Annotated in this window: 23 protein-coding genes; 11 read left to right on the forward strand and 12 right to left on the reverse strand. The window is 72.3% G+C overall.

Annotated features, from left to right (window positions below):
- Positions 1-100: 100 nt before the first annotated feature.
- Positions 101-1,372, forward strand: a complete 1,272-nt coding sequence (locus ABT070_RS39395) for an MFS transporter (RefSeq protein ID WP_351767790.1) — start codon at positions 101-103, stop codon at positions 1,370-1,372.
- Here the strand turns inward: ABT070_RS39395 and ABT070_RS39400 are convergent.
- The 7 genes from ABT070_RS39400 to ABT070_RS39430 form a co-directional block, all read right to left on the reverse strand.
- Positions 1,362-2,462 carry a calcium:cation antiporter gene (locus ABT070_RS39400; RefSeq protein WP_351767744.1) on the reverse strand — a complete coding sequence of 367 codons (1,101 nt, stop codon included), beginning with the start codon at positions 2,460-2,462 and terminating at the stop codon, positions 1,362-1,364. The genes ABT070_RS39395 and ABT070_RS39400 overlap by 11 nt on opposite strands.
- A gap of 112 nt (positions 2,463-2,574) precedes the next feature.
- A complete protein-coding gene (locus ABT070_RS39405; RefSeq protein ID WP_351767745.1) occupies positions 2,575-2,889 on the reverse strand; it encodes a hypothetical protein in 315 nt (104 codons plus the stop codon).
- Between the two features lie 125 nt (positions 2,890-3,014).
- A complete protein-coding gene (locus ABT070_RS39410; RefSeq protein ID WP_351767746.1) occupies positions 3,015-4,016 on the reverse strand; it encodes a TerC family protein in 1,002 nt (333 codons plus the stop codon).
- 225 nt (positions 4,017-4,241) lie between these two features.
- Positions 4,242-6,257: a TerD family protein gene (locus ABT070_RS39415; RefSeq protein ID WP_351767747.1), complete on the reverse strand. Its 2,016-nt coding sequence runs from the start codon at positions 6,255-6,257 to the stop codon at positions 4,242-4,244.
- A 55-nt stretch (positions 6,258-6,312) separates the two neighbouring features.
- Entirely contained in the window at positions 6,313-6,891 is a 579-nt protein-coding gene (locus tag ABT070_RS39420) for a TerD family protein (RefSeq protein ID WP_020131883.1), read from the reverse strand.
- 160 nt (positions 6,892-7,051) lie between these two features.
- Positions 7,052-9,196 carry an excinuclease ABC subunit UvrB gene (gene uvrB, locus ABT070_RS39425; RefSeq protein WP_351767748.1) on the reverse strand — a complete coding sequence of 715 codons (2,145 nt, stop codon included), beginning with the start codon at positions 9,194-9,196 and terminating at the stop codon, positions 7,052-7,054.
- Between the two features lie 87 nt (positions 9,197-9,283).
- Positions 9,284-10,147, reverse strand: coding sequence for an MHYT domain-containing protein (locus tag ABT070_RS39430; RefSeq protein WP_351767749.1), 864 nt, complete (start codon positions 10,145-10,147; stop codon positions 9,284-9,286).
- 273 nt (positions 10,148-10,420) lie between these two features.
- On the opposite strand from ABT070_RS39430, the gene ABT070_RS39435 reads away from it, so the two are divergent.
- The 3 genes from ABT070_RS39435 to ABT070_RS39445 all read left to right on the forward strand — a co-directional run bounded on the left by ABT070_RS39435 (position 10,421) and on the right by ABT070_RS39445 (position 13,341).
- On the forward strand, positions 10,421-11,293 hold the full coding sequence (locus ABT070_RS39435) for a glycerophosphodiester phosphodiesterase (protein WP_351767750.1): 873 nt from the start codon (positions 10,421-10,423) through the stop codon (positions 11,291-11,293).
- Between the two features lie 105 nt (positions 11,294-11,398).
- Positions 11,399-11,953: a methylated-DNA--[protein]-cysteine S-methyltransferase gene (locus ABT070_RS39440; RefSeq protein ID WP_351767751.1), complete on the forward strand. Its 555-nt coding sequence runs from the start codon at positions 11,399-11,401 to the stop codon at positions 11,951-11,953.
- A 68-nt stretch (positions 11,954-12,021) separates the two neighbouring features.
- Positions 12,022-13,341, forward strand: coding sequence for an MFS transporter (locus ABT070_RS39445; protein WP_351767752.1), 1,320 nt, complete (start codon positions 12,022-12,024; stop codon positions 13,339-13,341).
- A 121-nt stretch (positions 13,342-13,462) separates the two neighbouring features.
- On the opposite strand, the gene ABT070_RS39450 is transcribed toward ABT070_RS39445, so the two are convergent.
- Positions 13,463-13,906, reverse strand: a complete 444-nt coding sequence (locus ABT070_RS39450) for a VOC family protein (RefSeq protein WP_351767753.1) — start codon at positions 13,904-13,906, stop codon at positions 13,463-13,465.
- A 98-nt stretch (positions 13,907-14,004) separates the two neighbouring features.
- On the opposite strand from ABT070_RS39450, the gene ABT070_RS39455 reads away from it, so the two are divergent.
- On the forward strand, positions 14,005-14,913 hold the full coding sequence (locus ABT070_RS39455; protein ID WP_351767754.1) for a pseudouridine-5'-phosphate glycosidase: 909 nt from the start codon (positions 14,005-14,007) through the stop codon (positions 14,911-14,913).
- A gap of 209 nt (positions 14,914-15,122) precedes the next feature.
- The gene (locus tag ABT070_RS39460; RefSeq protein WP_351767791.1) at positions 15,123-16,052 is read left to right on the forward strand and encodes a carbohydrate kinase family protein; all 930 of its coding nucleotides are present in this window, start codon (positions 15,123-15,125) and stop codon (positions 16,050-16,052) included.
- A gap of 138 nt (positions 16,053-16,190) precedes the next feature.
- On the opposite strand, the gene ABT070_RS39465 is transcribed toward ABT070_RS39460, so the two are convergent.
- Positions 16,191-16,985: a methyltransferase gene (locus ABT070_RS39465; protein WP_351767755.1), complete on the reverse strand. Its 795-nt coding sequence runs from the start codon at positions 16,983-16,985 to the stop codon at positions 16,191-16,193.
- 281 nt (positions 16,986-17,266) lie between these two features.
- Between ABT070_RS39465 and ABT070_RS39470 the strand changes: the two genes are divergently transcribed.
- Positions 17,267-18,394, forward strand: coding sequence for a magnesium and cobalt transport protein CorA (locus ABT070_RS39470; protein WP_351767756.1), 1,128 nt, complete (start codon positions 17,267-17,269; stop codon positions 18,392-18,394).
- A gap of 50 nt (positions 18,395-18,444) precedes the next feature.
- Here ABT070_RS39470 and ABT070_RS39475 read toward each other — a convergent pair whose 3' ends face one another.
- Both ABT070_RS39475 and ABT070_RS39480 read right to left on the reverse strand, forming a co-directional pair.
- Positions 18,445-18,879: a CBS domain-containing protein gene (locus ABT070_RS39475; RefSeq protein ID WP_351767757.1), complete on the reverse strand. Its 435-nt coding sequence runs from the start codon at positions 18,877-18,879 to the stop codon at positions 18,445-18,447.
- Positions 18,880-19,130: 251 nt separating this feature from the next.
- Positions 19,131-19,772 (reverse strand): nucleoside/nucleotide kinase family protein, encoded by a 642-nt coding sequence (locus ABT070_RS39480; RefSeq protein ID WP_351767758.1) that lies wholly within the window; start codon positions 19,770-19,772, stop codon positions 19,131-19,133.
- A gap of 318 nt (positions 19,773-20,090) precedes the next feature.
- Here ABT070_RS39480 and ABT070_RS39485 point away from each other — a divergent pair, with 318 nt between their 5' ends.
- The 3 genes from ABT070_RS39485 to ABT070_RS39495 all read left to right on the forward strand — a co-directional run bounded on the left by ABT070_RS39485 (position 20,091) and on the right by ABT070_RS39495 (position 23,093).
- A complete protein-coding gene (locus ABT070_RS39485; RefSeq protein WP_351767759.1) occupies positions 20,091-20,822 on the forward strand; it encodes a DUF2293 domain-containing protein in 732 nt (243 codons plus the stop codon).
- A gap of 124 nt (positions 20,823-20,946) precedes the next feature.
- On the forward strand, positions 20,947-21,426 hold the full coding sequence (locus tag ABT070_RS39490) for an anthrone oxygenase family protein (protein ID WP_351767760.1): 480 nt from the start codon (positions 20,947-20,949) through the stop codon (positions 21,424-21,426).
- A gap of 179 nt (positions 21,427-21,605) precedes the next feature.
- Positions 21,606-23,093: a glutamate synthase subunit beta gene (locus ABT070_RS39495; protein ID WP_351767792.1), complete on the forward strand. Its 1,488-nt coding sequence runs from the start codon at positions 21,606-21,608 to the stop codon at positions 23,091-23,093.
- 62 nt (positions 23,094-23,155) lie between these two features.
- Here ABT070_RS39495 and ABT070_RS39500 read toward each other — a convergent pair whose 3' ends face one another.
- Positions 23,156-23,683, reverse strand: coding sequence for a carboxymuconolactone decarboxylase family protein (locus ABT070_RS39500; protein WP_351767761.1), 528 nt, complete (start codon positions 23,681-23,683; stop codon positions 23,156-23,158).
- Between the two features lie 47 nt (positions 23,684-23,730).
- Here ABT070_RS39500 and pdxR point away from each other — a divergent pair, with 47 nt between their 5' ends.
- Positions 23,731-25,176, forward strand: coding sequence for a MocR-like pyridoxine biosynthesis transcription factor PdxR (gene pdxR, locus ABT070_RS39505; protein WP_351767762.1), 1,446 nt, complete (start codon positions 23,731-23,733; stop codon positions 25,174-25,176).
- Positions 25,177-25,251: the final 75 nt, after the last annotated feature.

Here is a 25,251-nt window from a genome sequence, read left to right on the forward strand (position 1 = left end):
CCCTCGCGGCGGTCCGCGCCCCCGCACGCCCCCGTAACCCGCGATCACTGTGGGTAGTTGACGCGGCATGCACGACGTACACACGGTGAAGGCGCCCTCCATGCCACGGCTCGCGGCCGCCTCCCTCGCCGGGACGGCCATCGAGTTCTACGACTTCTTCGTCTACGGGACCGCCGCCGCGCTGGTCCTGGGGCCACTGTTCTTCCCGACGTTCTCGCCGCTGGCGGGGACACTGGCCGCGTTCGCGACGTTCGGCGTGGGGTTCGTGGCGCGGCCGCTGGGCTCGGTGCTGTTCGGGCACATCGGGGACCGGCGCGGGCGACGCCCGGTCCTGGTCGCCTCCCTGCTGCTGACCGGCGCCTCGACGGTCGCGGTCGGCTGCGTGCCGACGTACGGCTCGATCGGGGTGGCCGCTCCCCTGCTGCTGCTCGTCCTGCGTTTCCTCCAGGGGCTGGGGCTCGGCGGGGAGTGGGGCGGTGCCGTGCTGCTGACCGCGGAACACGCGCCCGCCGAGCGGCGCGGGCTGTGGTCGAGCTTCCCGCAGGTCGGCCCCGCGGTGGGCTTCGTGCTCGCCAACGGGGTGGTGCTGGTCCTGTCGGTGACGCTGACGGAGGCGCAGTTCACGCAGTGGGGGTGGCGGGTGCCCTTCTGGGCGGCCGGGGCGCTGGCCGTGCTCGGGCTGTGGCTCCGGTCGTCGCTGCCCGAGAGCCCCCGGTTCCTGGAGATCGACGACCACGCGCGTATGCCGCTCGCCGAGGTCGTGCGCGACCACTGGCGACTCGTCCTGCTGACCGCCGGCGCGCTCGCCGTCGGGTACGCGATCTTCTACGCCGTGACGACCTGGTCCCTGGCCTACGGTACGGAACGGCTCGGGGTCAGCCGCACGGTCATGCTGGTCTGCATCATGGCCGCCGTGGTGGTGAAGGGTGCGCTGACTCCCGTGATGGCGATGCTCGGCGACCGCTTCGGCCGCCGGCCGTTGTGCCTCGTGGGCTGCGCGGCGGCCGCCCTGTGGATGTTCCCCCTGGTCGCGCTGCTCTCGACCGGCCAGCCGCTGCCGATGTTCCTCGGCTTCCTGGGGGCGCTGCTCGCCTTCGTCACGATGTTCGCGGTGATCTCGGCGTATCTGCCGGAGCTCTACGAGCCGCGCGTGCGCTGCACCGGTGCGGCGGTCGGCTACAACCTGGGCGGCGTTCTCGGGGGCGCGCTCACGCCGATCGTGGCGACCGCGCTGGCCGAGCACTCGGGGCGTGTCCCGTGGGGTGTCGGCGCCTATCTGACGGGGATCGCGCTGCTCAGCCTGGGCTGCTTCGCGCTGCTGCCGGAGACCCGGCCGGTGCGGGTGGCCGCCGTGCGGCCGGTTACGGATTGATCGCCAGCTCCAGGTAGGCCGCGAACAGCACGAGATGGACGCCGCCCTGCAGCGGTGTGGCCCGTCCCGGGACCACAGTCAGCGAGCTGACCACGACGGTCAGCACGAGCAGCACCATATGGGTGGGGCCGAGGCCGAGGACGAGCGGCCCGGAGAGCCAGACGGAGGCCAGGGCGACCGCCGGGATCGTGAGACCGATGCTCGCCATCGCGGAGCCGAGCGCGAGGTTGAGACTGGTCTGCACCCGGTCGCGGCGGGCGGAGCGCAGCGCGGCGATCGTCTCGGGGAGCAGCACGAGCAGCGCGATGATCACACCGACCACCGCCTGGGGCAGTCCGGCGGCGTCCACTCCGGACTCGATCGTGGGCGAGACGCCCTTGGCGAGACCCACCACACCGATCAGGGCCAGGCCGAGCAGCCCGAGGCTGATCCAGGCGGTCCGGGAGGTGGGGACGCCGGCGTGGTCGTCGGCGGTGATCACATCTCCCTGCCGGGTGATCGGCAGGAAGTAGTCGCGGTGCCGGATGGTCTGCGTCGCCACGAACAGGCCGTACAGGACCAGGGAGGACAGTGCGGCGAAGGTGAGCTGGACGGCGGAGAACTCCGGGCCCGGTTTGCTGGTGGTGAAGGTCGGCAGGACCAGGCTGAGCGTGGCCAGGGTCGCGACGGTCGCCAGCGCCGCGCCGGTGCCCTCCGGGTTGAAGATCGCCGTGCCGTGGCGCAGCGAGGCGACCAGGAGGCACAGGCCGACGATGCCGTTGCAGGTGATCATCACGGCCGCGAAGACCGTGTCCCTGGCCAGGGTCGAGCTCTTGTCGCCGCCGTCCGCCATCAGGGTGACGATCAGGGCGACCTCGATGATCGTCACGGCGACCGCGAGGACGAGGGAGCCGAAGGGTTCACCGACCCGGTGGGCGACGACCTCCGCGTGGTGCACGGCGGCCAGGACCGCTCCGGCGAGGACCAGCGTCACCACGGCGACCACCGCGCCGGGCAGGTCGCGTCCCCAGGTCAGGGCCAGCAGGACGACCGCCAGCGCCGGCACGAGGGCTGTCCACCGGGTCGTGACCGATCTGAGCCGAGCGATCATGCAGCGATCGTCGCAGAGCCGCAGGGGCTCCGCATTCCGGCCCGGCGGGCCCGTCCCGCCCGTACGGGTGGTACGGGCGGGACGGGCCCGCCGGCTGGGTGCGTGGCTGCGCTCACCTGAAGTCGGTCGCGTCCTGCACGTCGCAGTCGATGAAGGACGGGGGCCGGGTACAGAGCGCGGCCATCCGCTCCGCGAACTTGCCCGTCTCCGGGTCGTCGCTGTTGTGCACGGCCTCCTCTTCGGAGTCGAACTCGATCACCGCGAGGTAGCGGTTCGGCTGGTTGCGGTCCTTGAGGACGAGGCGGCGCTTCGGGCCGTCGGCTCCACCCGTGACGCGCTGGTCCCCCTCCTCGGCCAGCGCCCGCATCTCCTCGATGCGGTCGGTCTCGAACTCGACGATCTGGACGAACCTCTGCGATGTGCCCACGGTGCCTCCACCCGGAACCGGCGTCCCCCGGTGGAAACGCCCCGCTCCAACGAAGCACCGGGAGCGGTGCTCGGCAATTCACCGCGCACCGCTCCCGGGGGTGGTTGTTCCTACGTCCTCCGTGGTCAGGCCTCGATGCTGTCCTTCGGAGCGCCTTCGCTCTCGGTCCGCGCCGCCTCGGCCGCCGCCTGCTTCTTCGAAGCCCGCAGGCTGGTGAGCGTGGTGACGATCAGGACGGAGCAGATGACGCCGAGCGAGACCGGGATGCTGATCTCGGGGACGTGGACCCCGGACTCGTGCAGGGCGTGCAGCACCAGCTTCACGCCAATGAAGCCCAGGATCACCGAGAGGCCGTAGCTGAGGTGGACCAGCTTCCGCAGCAGGCCGCCGATGAGGAAGTACAGCTGCCGCAGACCCATCAGGGCGAACGCGTTGGCGGTGAAGACGATGTACGGGTCCTGCGTCAGGCCGAAGATCGCGGGGATCGAGTCGAGGGCGAAGAGCACGTCGGTGGTGCCGATCGCGAGCATCACGACCAGCATCGGGGTCATGACCCGCTTGCCGTTCTGCTCGATCCACAGCTTCGTGCCGTGATAGCGGTCGGCCACGCCGAACCGCTTCTCCACGGCCTTGAGCAGCTTGTTCTCCTCGAACTCCTCGTCCTCCTGGTCGGCCCGGGCCTCCTGGATGAGCTTCCAGGCGGTCCAGATGAGGAAGGCGCCGAAGAGGTAGAACACCCAGGCGAAGCTGGCGAGGATCGCGGCGCCCGCGGCGATGAAGATCGCCCGCAGGACCAGGGCTATGAGGACACCGACGAGCAGGACCCGCTGCTGGTACTGCGACGGGACCGCGAACTTCGCCATGATCAGGACGAAGACGAAGAGGTTGTCGACACTGAGCGACTTCTCGGTGATGAAGCCCGCGAAGAACTCGCCGGCCGGCTCACCGCCGCTGAAGAGAAGCAACCCGACTCCGAAGAGCCCGGCCAGGGCGATCCAGACGACGGTCCAGATCCCCGCTTCCTTGATCGACACGTCGTGCGGTTTGCGGCCGATGAAGAAATCGACCGCGATGAGGGCGGCAAGGCCCACGATGGTGAAGACCCATAGGGCCAGGGAAACATTCACTGCGCCTCCGACAGTACGTAACGGCAGGTGATCAGCGTCGTCGCGCTGCCGGAGGTCTCTTCCACCCGGAACGGGCCGACGCCCCGGGATCAGGCCTGATCCGTATTGACGGGTGCGCCGCAGTAGGGAGTACTCCCCTCCGTGAGGAAAACAGTACCCCAACCACCAAGAAAAGGTAAAGCGATTGGCAAAAGAAAGGCCAAATCCCCTGGTCAGAGGGCTTTACTAGCACTTGGCACGAGCCGCCGCCACCTGGGCGAGGACCTGCTGCAGCACCTGGCTGCCGGACGGCACGAGGCTCGGTTCGTACGTCCAGGCATGCCCCACCCAGGGGTCGGCGAGGTGATCCTCGGCCACCGGCGTCAGCCGCAGCAGCGCCCGCCACAGCGGGTCCAGCAACGGACCGTAACTGTCGGCGTCCTCCCGGTCGGCGACCATCATCAGGTGGACGCCGACGCCGGGCCCCTCGTCCGCGAGGTAGCGCAGCTGGGTCACGGCACGGTCGTCGAAGCCGTGCGGGAAGTCATTGACGACCAGGAGCTGCTGGGCCGTGTCGAAACCGGGCGGCAGCGAGTCGGCCATGCCGCCACGCACCGCCATCTGCACCAGGTCGACCCGCTCGGTGAGCCGGCCCAGGACCGCCGCGACACCTGCCGCGCCGACCGCGGGCGGGGCCGCGAGCACGCCGCTGCGCACCAGCGGCGCGAGTTCCCTGGCACCCGAACCGGCCGGATCGACGACGTGCACGGTGAACTCGTCCGCCGGATGCACGGCCAGCAGCCGAGCCGTGTGCGCCACGGCCGACTCCATGGCGAGGCGGCGCAGTTCGTGGGAGTCGGCGAACGACCCGTCGGACGAACCCGACCGCCCGCTGTCGATCCACAGGCCTCGTTCGAGCGGGAGCCTGACCAGCATCGGGATGCGCAGCGGGTCGCTCTCGGGAAGATGGAGATCGCCCAGCCGCACGGCCATGGGCATCTCCATGGGCACGCGGTAGGCGTGCCAGACCGGGTTGTCCCAGCGCGCGTACGCCGCGGGCAGCGCCGGTTCGACGACGTCGGCCTCGGCGCCGAGCTGGACGAGATCCCGGTCCAGGGCCTCCCGGGCCTGGTCGACGAGCTGGATGTGCTTGGCCTGGGCCGCCTCGCGGGCGGCGTCGCCCTGGCCGCCCATCCTGCTGCGCGGATCGGACAGGACCTGGTCCAGCTCCTTCTCCATCCGCGTGTCGGCGAAGTCGACGGCACTGCGGTACGCGGCCGTGCTGCGGGCCAGGTCCTCGAACATGCCCCAGACCTGGTTGTAGAGCCGCTCCTCCATGGACCAGCCGGTCGCGTCACCCGCGACGGGCCGGGCGGGCTGGCCGGGCTGGGCCGGGGGCGCGGTGGGCGCGGGCGGCGGCGGAGCGGCGTTCTGCCGACGTGGGTGGCTGTAGTCGATCGAGCCACCGGTGGCGGGTGTCGTCGGCGTCGGCTGGGCGGCGTCCGGATCCGGCGGCGTGGCGCCCGCCGGGTAGCCCGTACCCGAGGGGCCCTGCGGGTTCTGGTTCGCCCCGTAGGGACCGGCGCCGCCCTGGGTGCCCTGGGTGCCGTACGGCGAGCCGCTCTGGTCCGGGCCGAGGGCGGACGCGGCCGCCTGCCGGGAGCGGTCGCCGTCGGCCGTACGCGGCGGTGGCGCCGGCACCGAGCGGGCCAGTCCCTGCACCACGGCGTCGTTGATGCCGGCCGCGAGCCGGTGCGCCTGCGACAGGCCCTGGTCGGTGAGGAGTTCGGCGAGGCCGCCCGCGTAGCCCTGGCCGACGGCGCGCACCTTCCAGGCGCCCTGCCGCCGGTACAGCTCCAGCGCGACGACCGCCGACTCCGCCTCCAGGCCGGTGATGGTGTACGTGGCGACCTCGGTGCCGTCGAGGCCGGTGACCGCGACGAAGGGGGCCGCGACCGAGCCGAAGCTGGCCGGCCCGCCGACGCCCGTGGGCAGCGCGAGCAGCACGCTGACCCGGTGCACGGCGGCCGACACGGCGTCCAGGTCCACCGCGAGGCGATGGTCGGCGGCCGCCTGCCGGGAGACCTCCAGGCCGGGCAGTGTGGGTACGCCGGGGTGGGCCACCCACTCGACGCCGGGGACCGTGCCGCTCTCGTCGCCGAGTGTGGCAACCGCCATGACCGGCCTGCCGGCCGAGACCCGGATCTCGAGGCGGACCTGGGAGAGCGGGTGGTTCTGCCCCCGCACCAGCTCGGCCGTCATCGCCTGTCGTCCCCCTGCGTCGCGTGTGGTGTCGTCTCGGGTGCCGCTCTCCGCCTTACAGCGCGGGCAGGATCGCGGGCATCAGGTCCTGGAAGGTCCGGCCGTTGGCCGGCGCGCCGAGGGCCGTCATGTTCCAGCCTCCGCCGACCCGGTGCACCTTCGCCATGATCTGGGCCGTGTAGGCGCCGCCGCCCGCCAGCGTGTAGCGCGCGAGCTCCTGGCCGTTGGTCTCGTCGACCAGACGGCAGAAGGCGTTCTGCACTTCCTGGAACGTCTGGCCGGTGAAGGAGTTCACCGTGAAGATGATCTGGTCGATGTGGACCGGCACGCGCGCGAGGTCGACGAGGATCGCCTCGTCGTCGCCGCCCTGACCGACACCGCCGACCAGGTTGTCACCGGTGTGACGGACCGAGCCGTCGTCGCTCACCAGGTGACGGAAGAAGACGACGTCGACCGGCTGCTTGTCGGCGAACAGGACGGCCGAGGCGTCGAGGTCGATCTCCCGGGTCCGGGAGCCGAACAGGCCGCGCCGCGGGGCCGCCTGCCAGCCGAGACCCATGCGCACCGCGGTCAGGCTGCCCCCGTCGTGCTTCTGAAGACTGATGGCCTGACCCTTGGTCATGTTGACGGTCACGCGCTGATTCCCCTCTCGAGCTGTCCCCTGTTGCCGCGAGCCCGCGGTTGACGGAAACCCTACGCAAAGGCACTGACAGTGCCGTACCCAGGCCCGAACTTTGTGTCGGTCTTGCAACACAGCGCGTGCGTGGCGAGGGCACAGCAACCGCAGGGGTCCGTCAGGCCAGACCCGCCTCCCTCATCTGGCGCAGTTCCTTCTTCATCTCGGAGACCTCGTCACGGATCCGGGCGGCGACCTCGAACTGGAGGTCCGCGGCGGCGGCCCGCATACGTTCCGTCATCTCCTCGATCTGCTCGGCGAGTTCGGCCGCGGGACGGTCCGTCGGCACCGTCTCCTGGGACTTGCCCTTGGCCGACCTGGACTTGGCGCCCTTGGCCGCCTTGTCGCCGAGGGCGGGCACCGGGGCCCTGGTGCCCCGCCCGTCCTTCTTCGCTCGGTAGCCCGAGCCGAGCAGCTGCTCGGTGTCGACCTCCTCGCGGGAGATCTGGGCGACGATGTCGTTGATCTTCTTGCGGAGGGGCTGCGGGTCGATGCCGTTCGCCGTGTTGTAGGCGACCTGCTTCTCCCGGCGGCGGTTGGTCTCCTCGATGGCCCGTTCCATGCCCGGGGTGATCTTGTCGGCGTACATGTGGACCTGACCGGAGACGTTGCGCGCCGCGCGGCCGATGGTCTGGATCAGCGAGGTGCCGGAGCGCAGGAAGCCCTCCTTGTCGGCGTCGAGGATCGCCACCAGGGACACCTCGGGCAGGTCGAGGCCCTCCCGCAGGAGGTTGATGCCGACCAGGACGTCGAACTCGCCGGCGCGCAGTTCGCGCAGCAGCTCGATACGGCGCAGCGTGTCGACGTCGCTGTGCAGGTAGCGCACCTGGATGCCGAGTTCCAGGAAGTAGTCCGTGAGGTCCTCGGCCATCTTCTTGGTGAGCGTGGTGACCAGGACGCGCTCGTCCTTCTCGACCCGTGTGCGGATCTCGTGCACCAGGTCGTCGATCTGGCCCTCGGTGGGCTTGACCACGACCTCGGGGTCGATGAGACCGGTGGGGCGGATGATCTGCTCGACGGCGCCGTCCCCCCGCGAGAGCTCGTACTTGCCGGGGGTCGCCGACAGGTAGACGGTCTGCCCGATGCGCTCCTGGAACTCCTCCCACTTCAGCGGCCGGTTGTCCAGGGCGGACGGCAGCCGGAAGCCGTGGTCGACGAGGGTGCGCTTGCGGGAGGCGTCTCCCTCGTACATGGCGCCGATCTGCGGGACGGTGACATGGGACTCGTCGATGACGAGCAGGAAGTCGTCCGGGAAGTAGTCGAGCAGGGTGTTCGGCGGGGATCCGGGCTCGCGGCCGTCGAAGTGCATCGAGTAGTTCTCGACACCGGAGCAGGAGCCGATCTGGCGGAGCATCTCCAGGTCGTACGTGGTGCGCATGCGCAGGCGCTGGGCCTCCAGGAGCTTGCTCTGCCTCTCCAGGTCGGCCAGACGCTCGCCCAGCTCCTTCTCGATGTCGTTGGCGGCCCGCTCCAGCCGCTCGGGTCCCGCCACGTAGTGGGTGGCCGGGAAGATGTACAGCTGCTGGTCGTCGCTGATGATCTCGCCGGTGAGCGGGTGCAGCGTCGACAGGGCCTCGATCTCGTCGCCGAACATCTCGATGCGGACGGCGAGCTCCTCGTAGACCGGGAAGATCTCGATGGTGTCGCCGCGCACCCGGAAGGTGCCGCGGCTGAACGCCAGGTCGTTGCGCGTGTACTGGATGTCGACGAAGCGGCGCAGCAGCTGGTCCCGGTCGAGCTCGTCGCCGACGCGGAGCGGGACCATGCGGTCCACGTACTCCTGCGGGGTGCCGAGGCCGTAGATGCAGGAGACCGAGGCGACCACGACGACGTCACGGCGGGTGAGCAGCGAGTTGGTCGCGGAGTGGCGCAGGCGCTCGACCTCCTCGTTGATCGAGGAGTCCTTCTCGATGTAGGTGTCCGACTGCGGGACGTACGCCTCGGGCTGGTAGTAGTCGTAGTACGAGACGAAGTACTCGACCGCGTTGTTCGGCAGCAGTTCGCGGAACTCGTTCGCCAGCTGGGCGGCCAGGGTCTTGTTCGGCGCCATCACCAGGGTGGGGCGCTGGAGCTTCTCGATCATCCACGCGGTGGTCGCGGACTTTCCGGTGCCGGTCGCGCCGAGCAGGACGACGTCCTTCTCACCTGCCTCGACGCGCTTGGCCAGCTCGGCGATGGCCGCCGGCTGGTCGCCGCTGGGCTGGTAGGGGCTGACAACCTCGAAGGGCGCCACCGTGCGTTCGATGTGGGAAACAGGCCGCATGTCCTCCACCGTACGACCCCCCACTGACAACGGGGTCCGATCAGCGCTTTCGCGGGCGGCGGCCCCCAGGTCGCGCGGAAGCGGGAGTCAGCGGTTCTGCGGGGTCCGGGACTCGCGGTGGGTCACCTTACGGCGGCTGCGGACCGGGGAGCGGCCCGAGGGGCTCGGGGCGGGCGGGTGCGCCGGGACGCCGGGTTTGTGCTCGGCGGGCGTCCAGTCGGGCTTGCCCATGACCATCAGCGGGTCGAACGTGACGACGACACCCGCGAGGCAGAGGAAGGCGAGGGGACCGATCAGCATCGGCGCGAGGAGCGCGGCGGGAGAGTCGCCCGCGGTCGGGGCGCCCGTGTGCAGATGGACGCTCAGGGCGGCCATCCCGGTGTAGTGCATGCCGGTGACGGCCAGCCCCATGACCAGGCTGGCGCCCACGCTCCACAGGAAGCCCCTGACCTGCCCCGCGGCCCACAGGGCGGCGGTGGCGGCCGCCATGGCGATGGCGACGGAGCTGGCGACGGTGAGGGTGTTGTACTCGAAAGTGCCGTTGAAGCGCATTCCGGCCATGCCCAGGTAGTGCATCGACGCGATGCCCAGGCCGGTGATGGTGCCCCCGGTGAACAGCGCCGTTCCGGTCGCGCCCCGGTAGCCGACTATGAAGATCCCCACGCCCACCATGACGATGGCGACGCCCAGGCTCGCGTAGGTCATCGGCTTGTCGTAGTGGATCGGGGCGCCGTCGACCGTGAAGCCGATCATCGCGATGAAGTGCATGGTCCAGATGCCGGAGCCGATCGCCGCCGAGCCGAGGGCGAGCCATCCCGGGCGCCAGGACTGGGCGACGAGCAGGGCTCTGGTGGTGCAGCGCAGACCGAGGGCACCGCCGAGGCAGGCCATGAGGTAGGCCACCAGCGGTGTGACGAGTCCGTAGCTGAAACCGTCGACCGTGCCGTGCATGCGCGGTTGCCCTTCGCCCTGTTGCTTGACTTTCCTGGAACTCGCCCCTCCCCGGGACCGCTGAGCGCGGTCAAGGCTGAGAGAGAGTATGACTCCCACCGGAATGGTCGAACGATTTTCCGGCAAAGAAACACGCCCTTGCCGCACATGTGCGGCACCGGTGAGCGGCCTCCGGCGTCTCCTTCCCCTGTGTGGTCATCCTGCACTCCTCCGCAGTCGACCCTCTGCTGTCACTGTTGAGCTGTATGTGATGGCCCGACGCGAGGAGTACGCATGCACGCGCGCGTAGTTGCCGCCACGACCACCGCGGTCCTGGGCACCGTCGCCCTCCTGCTCCCCGGTCACGACGCCCGGGCGGGCAACGCCTTCCGGCCGTCGGTGATCGCCCACCGCGGAGCCTCCGCCCAGGCGCCCGAGAACACCCTGGACGCCGTCGACGAGGCGGCGTCGCTGGGCATCCTGTGGGTGGAGAACGACGTCCAGCGCACCAAGGACGGCGAGCTCGTGGTGATCCACGACGACAGTCTCCGCCGCACGACCGACGTCGAGGAGGTCTTTCCCGGCCGGGCCCCGTGGAAGGTGCGGGACTTCACGGCGGCCGAGATAGCCCGGCTCGACGCGGGGAGCTGGTTCGACGCCGCGCACACGGGCGCGCGCGTGCCGACGCTGAAGGAGTACGTCGACCGTGTCGAGCATCACCATCAGAAGCTGCTTCTGGAGGTCAAGAACCCCGAGCTGTATCCGGGGATCGAACAGCAGACCCTCAAGCTGCTGAGCAACGAGGGCTGGCTGGACCGGCGGCACCTCACGAACCGGCTGATCGTGCAGAGCTTCAGCGCCGACAGCCTGCGGACCGTCCACGAACTGGAGCCAGGGGTACGGACCGGACTGCTCGGGATGCCGGCCCTCGCGGACCTGCCCCGGTACGCGGGCTTCGCCGACCTGATCAACCCGTCGTACGCCTCCCTCTCCCCCGCGTACGTCTCCGCCGTGCACGCGCTCACCGGACCGCACGGCAAGCCCGTGAAGGTCTTCGCCTGGACCGTCGACGACCCCGCGACCGCCCAGGCCGTCGCGGGGTACGACGTCGACGGCGTGATCACCAACAAGCCCGACGCGGTGCGCCGGGCCCTGTACGGGTACTGACGCCCGGCGGCCCCGGGGTGCCGGTGCGGGCGCGGGACCGGGAGCGGGGGCGGGCCGTGCCGGACGCCCCGGGGCGTTGTCAGTGGCAAGCCGTACGGTGGGCTCATGGACAGCCATGGGCAGTACGAGCAGCGGGTCGTGTGGACCGTCGTCGGTACCGACATCGGTCCGCTGTTGCTGGCCGCGACCGGTGAGGGCCTGCTCAACGTCGTGTTCCACGCCACCGACGCGGTACGCGACCAGGCGCTCGGCCGGCTCGCCGCCCGGCTGGGCACGGAGCCCGTCGAGGCGCCCGGCTCCCCGCTGCTGGCCGAGGCGATACGCCAGGTGAAGGCCTACTTCGCCGGCGAGCGGCGGGCCTTCGAGCTGCCGTTGGACTGGTCGCTCATCTCGGGCTTCAACCGGCAGGTGCTCCGCGAGCTCGCGTCCGGCGTCCCGTACGGCGCGGTCGTGGGCTACGGCGATCTCGCCGGGCGGATGGGACAGCCGCTGGCGGCGCAGGCGGTGGGGGTGGCGATGGGCGCCAATCCGCTGCCGGTCGTCGTGCCCTGTCACCGGGTGGTGGAGAGAGACGGCGGCATCGGCGGGTTCGGCGGCGGCCTGGAGACCAAGCGGAAGCTGCTCGCGCTGGAAGGGGTACTACCCGAGCCGCTGTTCTGAGGGGACACTGCGCCGGTGACCACATCTCCAGGTCCCCACCACCGCCTCACGACGGTCCGGCGCGGTCCGTGACCGCCGTCGAGCGCGCCGCCGCCGCGCCCGTCGACGCCGCTCTCCTGCCCGCGCTGCGGCGCCGCACCACCGCGGTACTGGTCGCGAGCCAGATCCTCGGCGGGCTCGGCGTCGCCACCGGCATCGCGCTCTCCGCCGTACTGGCCCAACAGGTCAGCGGCACCGAGGCACTGTCCGGACTCGCCCCCACCGCCACCGTCGCCGGTACGGCCGTGCTGTCGATGCCGATGGCCGCGCTGATGACCGCGCGCGGGCGCCGGCCCGGGCTGGTGCTGGCCTATCTGGTGGGCGCTCTGGGCGCCTGTGTCGTCGTGGTGGCGGCGCGGGCCGGGAAGTACCCCCTGCTGCTGTGCGGCATGGCCGCTTTCGGCGCGGCCTCCTCGGCGAACCTCCAGGCGCGGTTCGCCGCCGCCGACCTCGCCGAACCGCAGCGGCGTGCCCGGGCCATCTCGAACGTGGTGTGGGCGACCACCATCGGCGCCGTCCTGGGCCCGAACATCGCCGCGCCGGCCGGCCGGAGCGTCGCCGGACTCGGGATACCCGCGGCGGCGGGCCCCTTCCTGTGGGCGGCCGGGATCTTCGTCATATCGGCCGTCCTGGTCGCCGTGCTGCTGCGCCCCGACCCACTGCTGACGGCCCGCGCGCTCGCGCCGGAGGAGGAGCGGTCCCCGCAGGCCCGTTCCCTGCGCGCCGGGCTGGCTGCCGTCTCCGCCTCGCCCCGCGCACGGCTCGCGCTGGTGACGGTGGCCGTGTCGCACACGACGATGGTCTCGGTCATGTCGATGACCCCGCTCGACCTCGCCCACCACGGCGCGGGCATCGATCTGATCGGACTGGTCATCAGCGGGCACATCGCGGGCATGTACGCGTTCGCGCCGCTGATGGGACGGCTGGCGGACCGGGTGGGACGGCTCTCGGTGGCGGGACTCGCGGCCGGGCTGCTGGCCGTCGCGATGTTCCTGGCGGGGACGGCGGGCGGCAGCCACGGGCAGACCGCCGCCGGGCTCTTCGTGCTGGGGCTGGGCTGGTCGGCCGGGCTCGTGTCGGGTTCCGCGCTGCTGACGGACGCGGTTCCGCAGTCCGCGCGGGCCGCCGCCCAGGGGCTCTCCGACCTCACCATGAACACCTCGGCGGGGTTCGGCGGAGCGCTCGCGGGGCTGATCGTCGCGCAGGCGAGCTACGCGTGGCTCAACCTCGCCGCGGCGGTTCTGCTCGTCCCGCTGGCCGCCCTGGTGCTCTTCACCCGGACCGGGAGCAGGAACGAGGACAGGACCGGGACGGTCGCGGACAGCCCACCGGGCGTACGACAGCCGTAGGTACGACAGCTGCAGGTACGACAGCCGGCTGTGCCGGTCGCGGGTACGGCACCCGCGGGAACGGCAGCCGGGGTACGGCAGCCGCAGGTACTACAGCCGAGGTACGGCAGTCGGGGCAGGGTCAGTCGTGGCGAGGTCGGTCGTAGTGCCGTGCCTCGATGACGTTGCCGTCCGGGTCACGGAAGTAGAAGCTGCGTGTGGCCTCGCCGCGGGCGCCGAAGGATCCCTGCGAGACGTCCGAGACCGGGACGGAGCGCTCCTCCAGGCGGGCGAGCAGCGCGTCGAAGCCGCCCTGCGGCAGGGCGAGGCAGACGTGGTTCACCGGGTGCCCCGCGCTCTCGGCGGCGCCGGGGAGCATCCTCATCCGCTCGGCCATCGACAACGGCATGAGGTCGAGGAGGGCCTCGTCGTTGACGCGTACGGAGGGAAACGGTTCCTCGCCGGCGGCGAACTCGGTGAGCCGTACGGGCTCCAGGCCGACGGCCTTCTCGTAGAAGTCGGCGGCGGCGATCGGGTCGTGCACCCACAGGACGACGTGGTCGAGACGTGTCGTGTTGTCCGTCATACGTCCAGGCTGGTGTCCTGCCCCACAGGCCGCAAGGGTTTGACCGGGCGCGCCGCCCGCCAGAGATGAGGGGAGACCGACGGACAGGAGGCGGGCGCGTGGTGCTGGTGGTGTCGGAAGAGGTGCGGGACGCGGTCGACGCGCGTCGACCCGTGGTGGCCCTGGAGTCCACGATCATCTCGCACGGGCTGCCCCGCCCGCGCAACCTCCAGGTGGCGCTGGAGCTGGAGGCGGTCGTACGGGCGGAGGGCGCCGTGCCGGCGACGATCGCCGTGCTGGACGGACGGCCCCATGTCGGCCTGGACAAGGACCAGTTGGATCGGGTCGCCAACGAGGACGGGTTCCGCAAGCTGGGCCATCGCGACCTGCCGCTCGCCGTGGCCTCGGGGGCGAGCGGGGCGACCACCGTCTCGGCCACGGCCCTGCTGGCGGCGCTCGCGGGGGTGCGCGTGTTCGCGACGGGCGGGCTCGGCGGGGTGCACCGGGAGTGGACGGTCACCCAGGACGAGTCGGCCGACCTGGGCCTGCTGGCGAGCACCCGGATCACGGTCGTGTGCGCGGGGGTGAAGTCGATCCTGGACGTGCCGGCGACCCTCCAGCGGCTGGAGACACTGGGCGTCGCCGTCGCCGGGTACGGCACCGAGCGCTTCCCGGGGTTCTACCTGTCCGACTCGGGACATCCCGTGGACTGGACGGTGCGGTCCCCGCGGCAGGTGGCCGACGTGATGCGGGCTCAGGACGCGCTCGGCGTACCGCAGTCCGCGCTGATCGTCGCCAACCCGGTCCCCGAGGAGGAGCAGCTGGATCCCGAGCTGCACGCGCGTGTGCTCGCCGACGCGCTGCACGCGTGCGAGGAGGCCGGCGTCACCGGCCAGGGCGTCACGCCGTTCCTGCTCGACTACCTGGTCCGGCACACCGACGGCGCGTCCCTGAGCGCCAATCTGGCGGCGGTGCGCGGCAATGTGCGACTGGCGGCGCGGATCGCGACGGCGTGGGCCGAGGCATGACCGCGCGCCCGGACGGGACGGACGGCGGCCGGGGCGACCCCGGCGAGCCGATCCGGGAAGCGGATGCGGATGCGGAGGCGGAGGCGGATGCGAGGCCGGGGTCGCGGTGTGATCCGGGGCCGGATCCGGGGACGGGGAGGGGCTCGCGCTCCGGCCCGGGCGGAAGGGCGCAGGGGGCGACCGCGGCCGGCGACTCGGGAAGCGGGGCGCTGCTGGTCGTCGGGGACGTCGTGACGGACATCGTCGCCCGCCATCACGGCCCGCTCGCTCCGGGCACGGACACGGCCTCCGTGATCCGGACCCTGCCGGGCGGGGCGGGCGCCAACGTGGCGTGCTGGGCGGCGCACTGGGGGTGCGCGGACGTACGGCTCCTCGGCCGGGTGGGCGCGGAGTCGGCGGCCTGGCACGAACGGGAACTGACCGCCTGCGGGGTGCGGCCCCGGCTCGTCGTCGACCCGCAGGCGACCACGGGGACGGTGATCTGCCTGGTCGACACCGGTGCCGCGGCCGAGCGGACGTTCCTCACCGACAGCGGCGCGTCCCTGCGGCTCGAGCCCGGCGACTGGTCGGACGGGCTCCTGGACGGGGTCGGCCGACTGCACCTGTCGGGCTACCTGCTGTTCTCGGAGTCCGGGCGTGCGCTGGTGGGTACGGCGAAGGCGGCGGCACGCGCGCGTGGAGTGCCGGTGAGCCTCGATCCGGCGTCGGCGGGCTTCCTGGTGGACCTGGGCGTCGACCGCTGGCTGTCCCTGGTCGAGGGGGTGGACGTGCTGCTGCCCAGCCGCGCCGAGGCCTGTCTGCTGACCGGGCTGCTCGACGGGGCGGGCGCGGCGGCCGCGCTGAGCCGCCTGGTCCCGCTGGTGGTGTCCAAGGAGGGCGCCGACGGCGCGCTGGTGGCCCGTGACGGCGCTGTGCTCGCCCGTGTCCCCGCCGCTCCGGCGACGCCCATGGACACCACGGGGGCCGGCGACGCCTTCACGGGAGCGTTCCTCGCCGCGTTGCTCGCGGGCGCCGATACGGGTGCCGCGGCGGCCGAGGGGTGCCGGGCGGGGGCCAGGGCGGTGGAACGTGTGGGCGGCAGACCACCCGCGCGGGGCGACGGCGCGACGACGGCGACGTACCGGGCCCACGCCGGCTGAGGGCTCCGCGCCGGGCGGCGAACCGGGTCGCCTCCGGCGGGTCCCACCCCGCCCGCCGCTGACGCCGTCTGCCCCGCACGCCGTCACCGCGCACGCCTCCTACCCGCTTCCCTCTCCTGCCCCTTGCGTCCCCACGCCCTATCCCTTGCGTCCCCACGCCGAGATCATGGGCGCCGTGGCCAGGTCCATGCCCCCGGACGCGACGTTCGCCAGATGCCGGTCGATGTCCTCGTCGGTCGCGAGGCCCGCTTTGACGAGTCCGGCGCGGATCTGGCGGACCGTCGCGGACTCCAGGGCCGCGCAGGCGGGTGAGGTGACGGGGAAGTACGCGTCGGCCTCGACCCGGCGGAGCCCGGCCTCGCGGAGCAGACGCGGGAGCTTGCGACCGTAGGAGAGGTCGGCGCCCCGGCCGGCCAGGAGCTTGCGGAAGCCGTGCCGCAAGCGGTTCGCCAGTTGCTGTTCGGGACCGCGTTCGTCGGGGCAGAGCAGGGGCTGGAGGGCGGGGTCGCCGTCCTCGATCAGGAGCCGTCCGCCCGGCCGCAGGGATGTGACCATCGATCGCAACGCCCTTTCCCGGTCCGGCACATGGACCAGCACGAGCCGGGCGTGCACCAGGTCGAAGCCCTCCATCGGCGGCTCCTCGGTGCCGAGGTCGTGGACGCGCACCTCGACCGGCGGGCGGGCGGGCGACGTCAGCAGGGAGGTGTCGATGTCGGTCGCGAGGACCTTGCCCGTCGGGCCGACCTTCTTCGCCAGCCAGGACACCACGGAGGTGCCGCCGGCGCCGGCCTCCCAGCAGCGCCAGCCGGGCCCGACCCCGAGCGCCTCGAAGTGACGGAACGTCGTGGCGTCGAAGAGGGCGGCGAAGGCGTCGAAGCGTTCCCCCGTCTCGGGCTGCCGGTTGTCGAGGAGGTACCCGTCGGATCGCGTCATGCGCCGATCATCCCAGTTGTCCCGCTCCGCGGAGGTCGTCGACGCGGCCGGGACGGGGTACGGGACAGCCCGGCCCGGTGCGGTCGGCGACACCGGGAACCCGTACCGGGAACGGCCGGTCACCCGTCCCGCGAACGGTCCGCGGTACCCGTCGTCCACAGGCGGGAACACGGCGGAACCACCCCTTTCCACAGGCTTACCCTCGGCATACGCGGGCCTGGCAGACTGGCGCGCCAGGACGCGGGAGCGCGGTCCGCGGAGATACACGCAAGGAGACCCAGATGACCATGGCGGGGAATCTGCGGAAGGTCACCGGCCTCGGAGGGGTCGGCGGCCTGCGCAGGGTGGCGCGGTTGGCCCGGCGACGTCCGAAGGTCGACCTGAGTCACCCCGCGCGGTCCCCGCTGGGCTCCTCGGTGGTGAACTGCGTGGCGTACCGGGACGGCGTCCGGGCCCCGCGCGGCGGCGATCTGGTCGACACGGTGGAACGGGTGCGCAAGCACGGCCACGGTTTCGTCTGGCTCGGCCTGCACGAGCCGACGAACGACGAGTTCGCCGGCATCGCCGAGCTCTTCGACCTGCATCCGCTGGCCGTCGAGGACGCCGTCGAGGCTCATCAGCGACCGAAGGTCGAGCGGTACGGGGAGACCTTGTTCGCGGTGTTCAAGACGGTCTGCTACGTCGAGCACGAGGAGCTCACCGAGACCAGTGAGGTGGTCAACACCGGCGAGATCATGGTGTTCGTCGGCCGGGACTTCGTGATCACGGTGCGCCACGGGCGGCACGGTTCGCTGGGCCCGCTGCGCGAGGAGCTGGAGTCCGACACGACTCAGCTGGGCAAGGGGCCTTCGGCGGTGCTGCACGCGATCGCGGACCATGTGGTGGACGACTACCTCAATGTCATCGACTCCGTACAGGAGGACATCGACAAGGTCGAGACGGACGTCTTCGCGGCGAACGGCGCACGGGCGGATCCGGGTCGCATCTACCAGCTCAAGCGTGAACTCCTCGAGCTGAAACGGGCGGTGGTACCGCTCGGTCGTCCACTGCTGGACCTCGCGGACCGGCCGGTCCGGGTGATCGATCCGGAGATACAGGCCTACTTCCGGGACGTCTCCGACCACCTGCTGCGTGCCACGGAACAGATCGCCGCCTTCGACGAGCTGCTCAACTCGATCCTTCAGGCGCACCTGGCGCAGGTCACGGTCGCGCAGAACGAGGACATGCGCAAGATCACGGCCTGGGCCGCGGTGATCGCCGTGCCGACCATGGTCTGCGGGGTGTACGGCATGAACTTCGACCACATGCCGGAGCTGCACTGGAGGTTCGGCTACCCCCTGGTCCTCGGCGTGATATCCGTCGCCTGCTGGGTCCTCTACCGCGGCTTCCGGCGCAACGGCTGGCTCTGAGCGACCGCTCCGGCCGGGGCAACGCTGTCAGTGCCGGACGGGGCCGGATGTCAGTGCCGGACGGGGCCGGACCTGGCGTAGACGGTCTCGGCCCAGGTGGCGATCTGCTCCTCGGGCAGGTGCCGGGCGAGGTCGGCCTCGCTGATCATGCCCACCAGGCGCTTGTTGTCGATGACGGGCAGCCGGCGGATCTGGTGTTCCTGCATCTCCTGGAGCACCTCGCCGACGTCGGCGCCCGCGTCGATCCAGCGCGGTGTGCCCTGGGCCATCTCGCCTGCCGTGACCTTGGCGGGGTCGTGCCCCATGGCCACGCAGCCGACGACGATGTCCCGGTCGGTGAGGATCCCGCAGAGCCGCTCGTTCTCGTCGCTGATGGGCAGCGCGCCGACGTTCAGTTCGCGCATCAGCTGGGCGGCGCGGTCGAGGGTCTCGTGGGCGGGGATCCACTGAGCGCCCCGGTGCATGATGTCTGCGGCGGTGGTCATGAAGTATCTCCCGGTGCCGGACGGCCGGCGCGGCACGGGGGGCACCGCTAGTCCCGGCGCCCTTCATTCTTGCCGCGCCACCCTGCGCCCGCACCCGGAGCACGGCAGCAGGCATCGGCGTTCCGCCCCACGGCTCCCCCGCTGCTCCCCCACGGCTCCCCGTGGCTCCCGCCTGGCTCCCCCTGGCCCCCACCGGCTCCCGCGGCCCCTCGGAACAGAGCGGTGTCGTCCCGCGGTTCGCCGGCTACGGGTCAGCCGCCCCAGGCCGGATGGCGGGGGTCGTCGGCGCGGACGAGGACATCGGCCGCGGCGGCCGGATCGGTGTCCTGGACGTATCGCTCGAAGGCGGGCAGCGTCCATCGGTCGGCTTCCGGGGTGCGCCGGCGCAGGGCCGGCGGGGAGAGGAGGACGTGGACGGTCAGGTCGAAGGGGAACCAGTGCCGCAGCAGAAAGGGGCCGTGCAGCAGCAGGAAGCCGCCGGGCGGAAGGGGGACGTAGGGGCTGCGGGTGGCACGGTCGGTGACGGGGTCCCGGAGATCGGGCAGGATCCGTCCGTCGCCGCCGGGTTCGAGGGGATCGAACACCTCGCGCCACAGGGCGCCGGTGTCGAACCAGCCGTCGTAGTAGGCGTCCACATCGTGACGGCCGTACTCCAGGCGGAGGGAGGCGGGGCGCAGGAAGCCGTGGGTGTCCACGACCCGTGAGGGGCGGCCACGGGTGTGCAGTGCCCCGGCGACCCGCTCGGCGAGGTCTCCGGGACGGGCGGCCGGGGCGGCGTCGAAGGCGATGCGTGGCCAACGGATGCCGTCGTCGGGCTTCAGGTCGAGCAGCCGCTCGGCGAGGAGGTCGCCGAGCCGTTCCCAGGTGATCGCTTCGAGTCGCACCCGGCCCATGATGCGTCAAACGCCGGTCCGACCACGTCCGCGGCGGACGTGCCCCTCGCCCCCGGCTCGGTCCCCTCGTCCCCGGCTCGCCCGCCTCGCCCGCTGTGGCCTGCGTCCGGCGACCTGCACCCGGCGGCCATCGTTCGTCCGCGACCTGAGCCCCGCGGCCGCCTCCATCGACCACTTCCATCGGCGCCCGCCATCGGCCATTAGCACCGGCTGCTTGCATCGGCCGCCGTTCATCGGCCATTTGCATCGGCCGCCGTTCATCCGGCCACGGGCCGGTGGCCAGGTGCTGCCGTGTGCGCCAGGGGGCATGAAGGCCGTATGGCAGCCGCAGCCCTCACCGCTCCCGCGCCCCGCACCGGGTTCCTCGTCGTCCAGCCGCTCCGGCGCAAGTACTGCGCCGGGTGCCGTCGCGGGCCGCTGCCGATGCTGGTCCTCGAGGACGCCGCGCCGCGCTGCCTCGACTGCGCCGATCTGGGACACCTGGTGTTCCTGCCGCGCGGTGACACGGCGCTGACCCGCAGGTCGCGGGAGGAGAGCGGGCTGTCGGCGGTGGTGGTCCGGTTCAACCGGCGCAAGGGGCGTTACGAGCGCCAGGGCGTCCTGGTGGAGGAGGCGGCGCTCGCGCGGGCCGAGGAGCGGTGCCTGGCGGACGCCGAGTCACGGCGGCGGCGCCGGGCCCGGGACGCGCGGCGCCGGGCGGCGCAGGACGAGCGCTTCGCGGAGGCGTTCGCGGCGGAGATCCTGCGGCTGCTTCCCGGCTGCCCGGGAGACCGGGCGCGCGGGATCGCCGCGCACGCCTCCCTGCGGGGCAGTGGCCGGGTGGGACGCAGCTCCGCCGGGCGGGCGTTGTCCGAGGGAGCCGTCGTCTCCGCGGTCGTGGCGTCCGTACGGCATCTGGACACGCCGTACGACCGGCTGCTGATGAGCGGCATGCCCCGGCACGAGGCGCGCCGGCGGATCGCGGCGGACGTGGAGGCCCGGATACGGATGTGGCGGGAGGGAGGCGACGGGACGTACGAGACGGTTCGGGAGTCCGAACGGCGACCTTGATGGACGTCCGCACATGCCCCGGCGGGTTTCGGCCATGGTCGCCGATCATGAAACGGGATTTCACTTGAGGTGGGGGACGGACCCGGGCAGGATCTCGGCACTACGGGTGGGAGTTGACGTTGTCATGATCGATGGACCCTATGAGGCGCTCGCGCTGGCGGGCACTCTGACCGCGGGGCTGATGGCCGGGGTCTTCTGCGCCTTCTCGGTCCTGGTGATGCGGGGGCTCGCCGCGCTGCCGCCCGCGCAGGGCGTCGCGGCGATGAACGCGATCAACTCCTCGGCGACGACCCCCGTGTTCATGGTCCTGTTCCTCGGTGCGGCGGCGGTGTGCGCGGTGATCGCCGTGGTGACCTTCGTGCTGTGGCCGGACGAGGGCACGGTCCACCTGCTGCTGGGCAGCGCGCTGTACCTGTGCGGCGCGTTCGGGGTGACCGTGACGGCCAACGTGCCGCGCAACGAGGCACTGGCGAAGCTGGACCCGGGCACGCCGGAGGCCGTCACGTACTGGCCGGCCTATCTGCGTGAGTGGACGCGGTGGAACCACGTGCGCGCGGTCGCGTCCGGGGCCTCGGCGGTCGTGTACGTCCTGGCCCTGGTCTGACCGGACGCGGACACGGACGCCCGGCGACGTAACGGACGCCCACCGGCGACGTACCGGACGCCCACCGCGGAAAGCGCTGTCCGCCGCTCTGCACGGGCGGCCGACGCGACGTATCGTGGCCGGAAGAGTGCCGCCCGATGACGCTCGGCCTGTCGTACGCGTACGCGAGGAAGACGCCCATGGCCGATCCCAAGGGATTCATGACCACGCCCCGCGAGGACTGGCCCCGGCGGCCGGTCGAGGAGCGGGTGCGGGACTGGGACGAGGTGTACGTCCCCGGGGCGCTGCTGCCCATCGTGAGCAAGCAGGCCGACCGTTGTATGGACTGCGGCGTCCCGTTCTGTCACGACGCCTGTCCGCTCGGCAACCTGATCCCCGAGTGGAACGACCTGGTGTCCCGGGAGGACTGGCGGGCGGCGAGCGACCGGCTGCACGCGACGAACAACTTCCCCGAGTTCACCGGCCGGTTGTGCCCGGCACCGTGCGAGGCCGGGTGCGTCCTCGCCATCAACCAGCCGGCCGTCACCATCAAGAACGTCGAGGTCGCCATCGCCGACCGGGCCTGGGCTGACGGTCTCACGCCGCCGCGGCCGCCGGACCGGCTGTCCGGCAAGACGGTCGCGGTGATCGGTTCCGGGCCCGCCGGGCTCGCCGCGGCACAGCAGCTGACCCGGGCCGGGCACACGGTCGCCGTCTACGAGAAGGACGACCGGATCGGCGGACTGATGCGGTACGGGATCCCCTCCTTCAAGATGGAGAAGCACCACCTGGAGCGCCGGATCGAGCAGATGCGGGCCGAGGGCACGAAGTTCCGCACCTCGACCACCATCGGGCGCGATGTCATGGCCGCGGATCTGCGGATCCGCCACGATGCCGTGGTGATCGCCACCGGGGCGACCGACTGGCGGGAACTGCACGTTCCGGGGCGGGAGTTGACCGGCATACAGCAGGCGATGGAGTATCTGCCGCTGGCCAACCGGGTGGGCGAGGGGGACCTGGAGTCGTCCCCGATGTCCGCCGCCGGAAAGCACGTCGTCATCGTCGGCGGTGGCGACACGGGCGCCGACTGTCTGGGCACGGCGGTGCGCGAGGGCGCCGCGTCCGTGACCCAGCTGGACATCTACGCGCAGCCCGGTGCGCAGCGCGACGAGGACACCGACCCGTGGCCGACGTATCCGAAGATCTACCGGCTCTCGGCGGCGCACGAGGAGGCGCGCGATCTGGAGTCGGCGCCGGCGGCGGACGCGGACGCGCGGCTGTTCGCGGCGTCCACGCTCCGCTTCACCGGCGACGGGGCCGGCCACGTACAGTCGCTGCACCTCGTCGAGGTCGACGCGCGGCGCAGGCCGGTGGACGGCACCGCGCGGGCGCTCCCCGCCGACCTCGTGCTGCTCGCCCTCGGCTTCTCCGGGCCCGACCGGGAGGACGGGCTCGTCGAGCAGCTGGGGCTGACGCTGGAGCCGCGCGGCACGATCGCGCGGGACGCCGACTTCGCGACGAACGTCCCCGGCGTGTTCGCCGCGGGGGACGCGGCGCGTGGGCAGTCGCTGATCGTGTGGGCCATCGCGGAGGGGCGGGCGGTGGCCTCGGCCGTCGACCGCCATCTGACGGGGAGTTCACGGTTGCCGACGCCGATCGGCCCGTACGACCGTCCGATGAGCACCTAGTCCCGGACGCGGCGACCGGCGCCGGGTGGCCGGGCTCCGGGGCGGCGCCCGGCCGGGTCGTCTCAGCGGCGCTCGTCCGTGCCGGCCAGCTTCCCCGTCGCCAGGGCCACCCGGTTCCAGGTGTTGATCGTGCAGATCAGGGCCAGCACCTGCGCGAGCTCCCGCTCGTCGAAGCGGGCGGCGGCCTCGGCGTAGACCTCGTCCGGGACGCCGCCGTCGGCCACCAGCGTGACGGCCTCCGTCAGCGCGAGGGCCGCCTGCTCCTTCTGCGTGAAGAAGTGGCGGGCCTCGCGCCAGACGGCGACCATGTGCAGCCGCTCCTCGCTCTCGCCGGCCCTGCGGGCGTCGCTCGTGTGCAGGTGAAGGCAGTAGGCGCAGTGGTTGAGGTGCGAGGCGCGGATCTGGATCAGTTCGACGAGCGCCGGGTCGAGGCCCTCGCGGGCGGCGGCGTCGAAGCCGATGAGGGCGCGGAACGCCTTGCCCGCGGCCTTCCCGAAGTCGAGGCGGGACCGTCCGGCCACCGCCGCCGCACCGGTACCGGTCGTGCCGGTCGTGCCGGTCGTCGTGTCCGTCGTCGCGTTCGTCGTCATGTCCCTCAACCTACGGGCCGGAAAGACCCCCTGTAGGGTGCATTTCCATGGTGGATTCGTGGGTCAATTCCGCGGAGCGGATCGGCGCCGACCTGCATGTGGAGCTGGCCGGTCCGGGCGGTCGGCGGGCCGCTCTGATCCGGGCGCTGCGCGAGGCCGTACGCGGCGGGCGCCTGCCTCCCGGCACCCGGCTGCCGCCGTACCGTTCACTCGCCGCCGACCTCGGCGTCGCGCGCAACACGGTGGCCGACGCGTACGCGGAACTCGTCGCGGAGGGCTGGCTGACCGCCCGGCAGGGCTCCGGCACACGGGTCGCCGACCGGACCGGGCCCCTGCGGCCCGCCGAGCGCACGCCCGTCAAGGCGCCGCCACGCGCGCGTGGCCCCCGGCACGACCTGCGGCAGGGCACCCCGGACGCGTCGTCGTTCCCGCGCGCGGCCTGGCTGGCCTCCTACCGGCGGGCCCTCCAGCAGGCACCCAACGAGGCGTTCGGTCCCGGTGACCCCGCCGGCCGCCGGGAACTGCGGGAGGCCCTCACCGAGTACCTGGCACGCGCGCGTGGTGTGCGCACCGAGCCCGAGCGCATCGTGATCTGCTCGGGCTTCGCCCATGCGCTGCGTCTCCTGTTCGCCCCGGGCGGCGGGCTCCCGCGCGGTCCGCTGGCCGTGGAGGCGTACGGCCTGGACTTCCACCGGGGGCTGCTGGCGGCGGCGGGCGTGCGGACGACTCCGCTGCCGCTGGACGCGGACGGGGCGCGCGTGGAGGGGCTGGATCGGGAGCGGGCGGTGCTGCTCACCCCCGCGCACCAGTTCCCGACCGGTGGTCCCCTGCACGCGAGCCGCCGGACCGCTGTGATCGACTGGGCACGCGCGCGTGGCGGGGTCCTCGTCGAGGACGACTACGACGGGGAGTTCCGCTACGACCGCAAGCCCGTCGGCGCCGTCCAGGGGCTCGATCCCGAACGGGTGATCTACGTCGGCTCGGTCAGCAAGAGCCTGTCGCCCGCGCTGCGCCTGGGCTGGATGGTGCTGCCCGAGCGGTATGTCGACGGCGTCCTCGCGGCCAAGGGCGAGCGGGAGGCCTGGGCGAGCGTCCTGGACCAGCTGAGCCTGGCCGACCTCATCGTGTCCGGGGCGTACGACCGTCATGTGCGGCGTATGCGGCAGCGGTACCGCGGTCGCCGGGACCGGCTGGTCGAGGCGCTCGCCGCGCAGGCGCCGCACGTCGAGGTCACCGGGATCGCGGCCGGCCTGCACGCGGTGCTGCGGCTGCCGCCCGGCACCGAGCGGTCCGCGCTCAAGGCGGCCGCCTGGCAGGGCGTCGCCCTGGACGGCCTGGCCGCCTTCCGGCATCCGGCGACCGACATGGCGCCGGAGGACGGACTCGTCGTCGGCTACGCGACCCCGGCGGAGCACGCCTACGGGGCGGCGCTGGACGCGCTGTGCCGGATCCTGCCGCCGCCGGACGCGCGGTGGCGCTCCGCGTCCGGGTGAGGCGCGCCCGACCCCGGACGAGGCGCGCCGTGGGGCGTCCCGAGGACGTCCCACGGCGCGCACGGCCCCGGATAC

This window comes from Streptomyces sp. NPDC002884, assembly GCF_040295245.1.
Classification (GTDB): Bacteria; Actinomycetota; Actinomycetes; order Streptomycetales; family Streptomycetaceae; genus Streptomyces.

Coding starts and splice junctions, on each gene's coding strand:
- ABT070_RS39395 (WP_351767790.1), top strand. CDS start 101: ATGCCACGGCTCGCGGCCGCCTCCCTCGCCGGGACGGCCATCGAGTTC.
- ABT070_RS39400 (WP_351767744.1), bottom strand. CDS start 2,462: ATGATCGCTCGGCTCAGATCGGTCACGACCCGGTGGACAGCCCTCGTG.
- ABT070_RS39415 (WP_351767747.1), bottom strand. CDS start 6,257: ATGACGGCCGAGCTGGTGCGGGGGCAGAACCACCCGCTCTCCCAGGTC.
- uvrB (WP_351767748.1), bottom strand. CDS start 9,196: ATGCGGCCTGTTTCCCACATCGAACGCACGGTGGCGCCCTTCGAGGTT.
- ABT070_RS39430 (WP_351767749.1), bottom strand. CDS start 10,147: ATGCACGGCACGGTCGACGGTTTCAGCTACGGACTCGTCACACCGCTG.
- ABT070_RS39435 (WP_351767750.1), top strand. CDS start 10,421: ATGCACGCGCGCGTAGTTGCCGCCACGACCACCGCGGTCCTGGGCACC.
- ABT070_RS39440 (WP_351767751.1), top strand. CDS start 11,399: ATGGACAGCCATGGGCAGTACGAGCAGCGGGTCGTGTGGACCGTCGTC.
- ABT070_RS39450 (WP_351767753.1), bottom strand. CDS start 13,906: ATGACGGACAACACGACACGTCTCGACCACGTCGTCCTGTGGGTGCAC.
- ABT070_RS39465 (WP_351767755.1), bottom strand. CDS start 16,985: ATGACGCGATCCGACGGGTACCTCCTCGACAACCGGCAGCCCGAGACG.
- ABT070_RS39470 (WP_351767756.1), top strand. CDS start 17,267: ATGACCATGGCGGGGAATCTGCGGAAGGTCACCGGCCTCGGAGGGGTC.
- ABT070_RS39475 (WP_351767757.1), bottom strand. CDS start 18,879: ATGACCACCGCCGCAGACATCATGCACCGGGGCGCTCAGTGGATCCCC.
- ABT070_RS39480 (WP_351767758.1), bottom strand. CDS start 19,772: ATGGGCCGGGTGCGACTCGAAGCGATCACCTGGGAACGGCTCGGCGAC.
- ABT070_RS39485 (WP_351767759.1), top strand. CDS start 20,091: ATGGCAGCCGCAGCCCTCACCGCTCCCGCGCCCCGCACCGGGTTCCTC.
- ABT070_RS39490 (WP_351767760.1), top strand. CDS start 20,947: ATGATCGATGGACCCTATGAGGCGCTCGCGCTGGCGGGCACTCTGACC.
- ABT070_RS39495 (WP_351767792.1), top strand. CDS start 21,606: ATGGCCGATCCCAAGGGATTCATGACCACGCCCCGCGAGGACTGGCCC.
- ABT070_RS39500 (WP_351767761.1), bottom strand. CDS start 23,683: ATGACGACGAACGCGACGACGGACACGACGACCGGCACGACCGGCACG.
- pdxR (WP_351767762.1), top strand. CDS start 23,731: ATGGTGGATTCGTGGGTCAATTCCGCGGAGCGGATCGGCGCCGACCTG.